Source organism: Pseudochrobactrum sp. AO18b, assembly GCF_000409565.1.
Lineage (GTDB): Bacteria > Pseudomonadota > Alphaproteobacteria > Rhizobiales > Rhizobiaceae > Pseudochrobactrum > Pseudochrobactrum saccharolyticum.
Map to the genome: position 1 here is coordinate 1 of NZ_ANNO01000368.1, position 3,965 is coordinate 3,965.

5 protein-coding genes are annotated in these 3,965 nt (G+C 50.2%); 2 read left to right on the plus strand and 3 right to left on the minus strand.

The window, feature by feature from the left end:
• Nucleotides 1-37: 37 nt before the first annotated feature.
• Nucleotides 38-487: a universal stress protein gene (locus A918_RS0114110; protein ID WP_022711692.1), complete on the minus strand. Its 450-nt coding sequence runs from the start codon at nucleotides 485-487 to the stop codon at nucleotides 38-40.
• A 321-nt stretch (nucleotides 488-808) separates the two neighbouring features.
• On the opposite strand from A918_RS0114110, the gene A918_RS20560 reads away from it, so the two are divergent.
• Nucleotides 809-1,381: a hypothetical protein gene (locus A918_RS20560; protein ID WP_022711693.1), complete on the plus strand. Its 573-nt coding sequence runs from the start codon at nucleotides 809-811 to the stop codon at nucleotides 1,379-1,381.
• 70 nt (nucleotides 1,382-1,451) lie between these two features.
• Here A918_RS20560 and A918_RS0114120 read toward each other — a convergent pair whose 3' ends face one another.
• Together A918_RS0114120 and A918_RS20565 are read right to left on the minus strand one after the other, a co-directional pair.
• The gene (locus A918_RS0114120; RefSeq protein ID WP_022711694.1) at nucleotides 1,452-2,249 is read right to left on the minus strand and encodes a hypothetical protein; all 798 of its coding nucleotides are present in this window, start codon (nucleotides 2,247-2,249) and stop codon (nucleotides 1,452-1,454) included.
• 193 nt (nucleotides 2,250-2,442) lie between these two features.
• Nucleotides 2,443-3,252, minus strand: a complete 810-nt coding sequence (locus tag A918_RS20565) for a helix-turn-helix domain-containing protein (protein WP_022711695.1) — start codon at nucleotides 3,250-3,252, stop codon at nucleotides 2,443-2,445.
• A 256-nt stretch (nucleotides 3,253-3,508) separates the two neighbouring features.
• Here A918_RS20565 and A918_RS0114140 point away from each other — a divergent pair.
• On the plus strand, nucleotides 3,509-3,965 hold a 457-nt coding region (locus tag A918_RS0114140; RefSeq protein ID WP_033316148.1), incomplete at its 3' end, for an MFS transporter.

The window sequence follows — 3,965 nt, forward strand, 5'->3', positions numbered from 1 at the left end:
GCCCCGTTTTCAAATCCTGATGCTAAGAGGTCGCCTTTTAGCGCACAACCAGAATAGCCGTTTTGGTATGTGTCAGCACTTCACTGGTCTGGCTGCCCAGCAACAAGCGGCCGATACCGCGGCGGCCATGGGATGTCATCACAATCAGATCAACATCGCTGTGCTGGCTGAAATCGATAATCGCCTCGGCAGGCCAGCGCTCATCAATATGTTTCAGCGTGGCAGTAATACCGGCTTTCGTAGCCGCCTCACCGGCTGCATTAAGAATATCCTGCGCCTGTCGCGCCTGATTTTCATTATAGATTTCGATATCTTTCGGGCTGGCAATCCAGCCTGCGCTGCTGGCGGTTGCCATCATCGGAAAAGGCTCGGTCACAGTCAGAATAGTCACTTTGCTTCCAAGTTTAGAGGCCAGTTGCAGCCCCTGTTCCAGACCTTTTTGTGCAAGCTCAGATCCGTCCGTAGCAATCAAAATATGCTTATACATTATGCTGTCCCTGCCCCGTTAAATGACCTGTCTTCAGTGAAGCCGGAGCCAAAGCATCAGTAAACCTCACGCTGAAGCAGATTTTATCTTAAAACGCATAATACCATGTGTGAAGCCGGATTCCGCACATAGAGATCAACAAAATAGCGCAAAACGGCAGAGATCCAAGAATTACCGGCAATTACAACTTAAAATAATAAAATATTGTGATACCATCATTTCAGTAACATGGTAAAATTATCATGTTACTTCAAAGATAATAACTTTGAAGAAGGCAGACTTTATTCCGGAAAGGTACTCAAACGCTGCAGGAGAAATAAAATGAAACTTATTTCTAGAATTTACGATCATTACGGCTCTGCAAAACAGGTCGTGCATAATCTTGAGGCTGCAGGCTTTCCTCACTCTGACATTGTCATTGTCAGCCGCAAATTTGCGGAAGAAGATACAACCATGTGCGATGAAATCGTCAACTATGCCGGTATCGGCACTGTGATTGGCGGTATTGCCGGTTTGATTACAGGTTTCGGCCTGATTGCGGTGCCGGTTGTCGGCTCTGCGGCTTTAACAGCCGGCTGGCTGGTTGCCGCTTCAATCGGTATGCTGACCGGCGCTGCCATAGGCGGCATTATCGGCAGTGTTATCAGCTCCTTTGCCTCTCACGGCATCAGCAAGGAAGATGCCCGCCTGTGTATTGAAGCCTCCAAGCTCGGCAATACGATTGTCAGCCTGCGCCTGAAAGGCGGAGCCGGAAACCTCACTGAAACACAGGTCAGCCAGATTATGGATGTTCAGGGGGCTATGACTGTTGACCAGTTCCGCGACCGTATCCAGCAACAGCGCAATGCGAAAAATGCGGGTTCCTATACAGGAAAACCGGTTCACCGCACCTGAATTGACAGCGCGACTATGCTGGCTGAGCTTGACGTGATGCCGGTATAACCGGCATCAGATAATGAATAGGCTATCCTTTTTTATGGAAAGCCTCCGGCAAGCTCATCGCATTTTTCTGGCTCGTAAACAGCACAGTCGGATCAATACGCCCGACACCGCGATAAGGGCTGGTATGGATCGCCAGAATCCACATACTCATCGTTGCAGTCACAATATAAATGGCGAGCGCTTTGCGCCCTGCTTTCGGCCGATCCGCATGAACAGAAGCTATAACGACCAGAGTCAAAACGGTCAGGAAAAATACCAGATACCACTTGTAATGATTGACAGAGCTTGATCCCAACGCAAGACGCGCATTACGGGCATCCTGCATTTCATCAAAATCCCGCACCATCTGCGACATCAAAGCCCCCGGTATATCGCCGCGTGCGAGACTGATCATCGAGACACGGATATTCTGTAACGCCTCCTCAACCGCGCGGGCGGGCTGAGTGTTGTAGCCTTTATGCCATTCCTCAGAAATCACTGTCACACGGTAAACTGTGAGCGCCTTGAGCAAAACCGGATCATTCAGAGCCTCCGGCCGTGCCATACCGATCAGACGGGTGATAGATGAGCGTTCTTCGCTAGCGGCCTGATCTGCACGGCCATTCACCGTCCAGATATCAGCAGCGACAAAGCCCAGCGCCAAAGCCCATGCCGTTGCAATTGTGCCGACAAATGCTGCGATCGGCAGCGTCAAAATATCTTTCGATGCCTGTCTTGCGAAAATGCGCAGAAACACCAGTCCGACTGCATAGAAAATGATGCCACAAACACAAAACAGCAAGAACATCAAAGCTGGTGATATACCGAACAAATGGTGCATTCTGCCCCCTCCGAGCAAATAACGCGCAAACTATAATAGAAAAAGTCCGGAGTGCTTTTGCGCTCTCTTCACTGTTTGCACAATATACTGCCGTACATTAAATAACAGTTCAATGCCAGAGCATGTCTCGCAAAGGTGGGTACTGATTTGAGTACCAAGCCATGCGTAAAAACAAAGAATATCTCATCCCTTTTTATCCGGCATAACCGGCTTGCTGGCGCATATAATCTCGCGGAGAACTGCCGAGCATTCGCTTGAACATTGTGGTATAGGCCGCAGCACTTTCATAACCGGTGTCGAAGGCAACAGATGTAATCGGCTCACCGGAAGCAAGCTTTGGCAGTGATGCGAAAATACACGCCTGCTGACGCCATGTCACAAAACTCACACCGGTCTGCGCGCGGAACAGCCTTGTAAAAGAACGGCGACTCATACCCATTTTCTCTGCCCAGCTGTCAATATCCGCAGCCGGATCAGGCGCTTTTAAAAATGCTTTGCACAATGCGGCCAGTGCCGGCTTTTCCGGAAACGGCAGTCCCAGCTCACGCACTGGCAGGCGCTTAATCTCATGGAGCAGCAGATCAAAAAGCAAGCCACTGCGCTCATCATCCGCATCAGGCTTTTGCAGCTTCACCACTTCTGCGAGCAGGCTGCGCACTAGCTCATTCACCGACAGCACGCAAGGATGACCGCTATGGTCATAGTCGCGCATATAGACCGATTGCATTTCAACGCCGGAGAACATTTCAACCCGATGCTCGATACCGCGCGGAATAAGCAGAGCATGATCCGGAGGGATCATCCAGCGCCCGCGCTCAGTTACAACCAATGCAACGCCTGAACGCGCATAAAGAAACTGCGTTCGGGAATGGCGGTGCATCGGGATCAGCAAGCCGCCCGGATATTGTCTGGCAAGGGCTACAACCGGATCAGCGGCATGTTCGATCAGATGAAAACCCTGCGAAATCAGTGTATTTATATCATCGGGACTATTTAAATGCATGATTTGGCCCAGTTAAAAAACTTTACGTCCTTAGCACGAAAGCAGGCCAGAGAAAAGCGGACTAAGCAGAATGCTGCCAGTCAGAGAAAAATCAAAAAGCGGCATCCGGTCAGATAGGCACAAAGCATCATCTTTATCGGCGCTGAACGCTACATGAAATATTGACCTCTGACTTACAGAAAGAATGCATATATCCGGCTAATGCCGGATAGCGCGTGACTTCAAAAAAAGGCATAACATATCCGGAGCACTTGCAATGACAACCGTGACCAGCCAGTCACCAAAAATAACTGAAGCCACAACTGTTTCACTGATTGTGGTTGTCAGCTTCTGCCACATGTTCAACGATATTATGCAATCGCTGCTGTCAGCGATCTATCCGTTGATTAAAACCAATTATAATCTGGATTTCCGTCAGATCGGCTTCCTGACCATGACCTTCCAGATCACGGCCTCCCTGCTGCAACCGGTCATCGGCATTATCACCGACCGCTGGCCGATGCCTTATTCTCTGCCACTCTCCAGTGTCAGTACATTCACCGGCCTTTTGCTGCTCGCCAATGCCGACAGCTATACGGTACTGCTGATCGGCTCCAGCTTGATCGGTCTGGGATCGGCGATCTTTCATCCAGAGGCTTCACGTGTGGCGCGTATTGCCTCCGGCGGCCGCCACGGCTTTGCCCAGTCCCTGTTTCAGGTCGGTGGCAATTTCG

Coding starts and splice junctions, on each gene's coding strand:
- A918_RS0114110 (WP_022711692.1), bottom strand. CDS start 487: ATGTATAAGCATATTTTGATTGCTACGGACGGATCTGAGCTTGCACAA.
- A918_RS20560 (WP_022711693.1), top strand. CDS start 809: ATGAAACTTATTTCTAGAATTTACGATCATTACGGCTCTGCAAAACAG.
- A918_RS0114120 (WP_022711694.1), bottom strand. CDS start 2,249: ATGCACCATTTGTTCGGTATATCACCAGCTTTGATGTTCTTGCTGTTT.
- A918_RS20565 (WP_022711695.1), bottom strand. CDS start 3,252: ATGCATTTAAATAGTCCCGATGATATAAATACACTGATTTCGCAGGGT.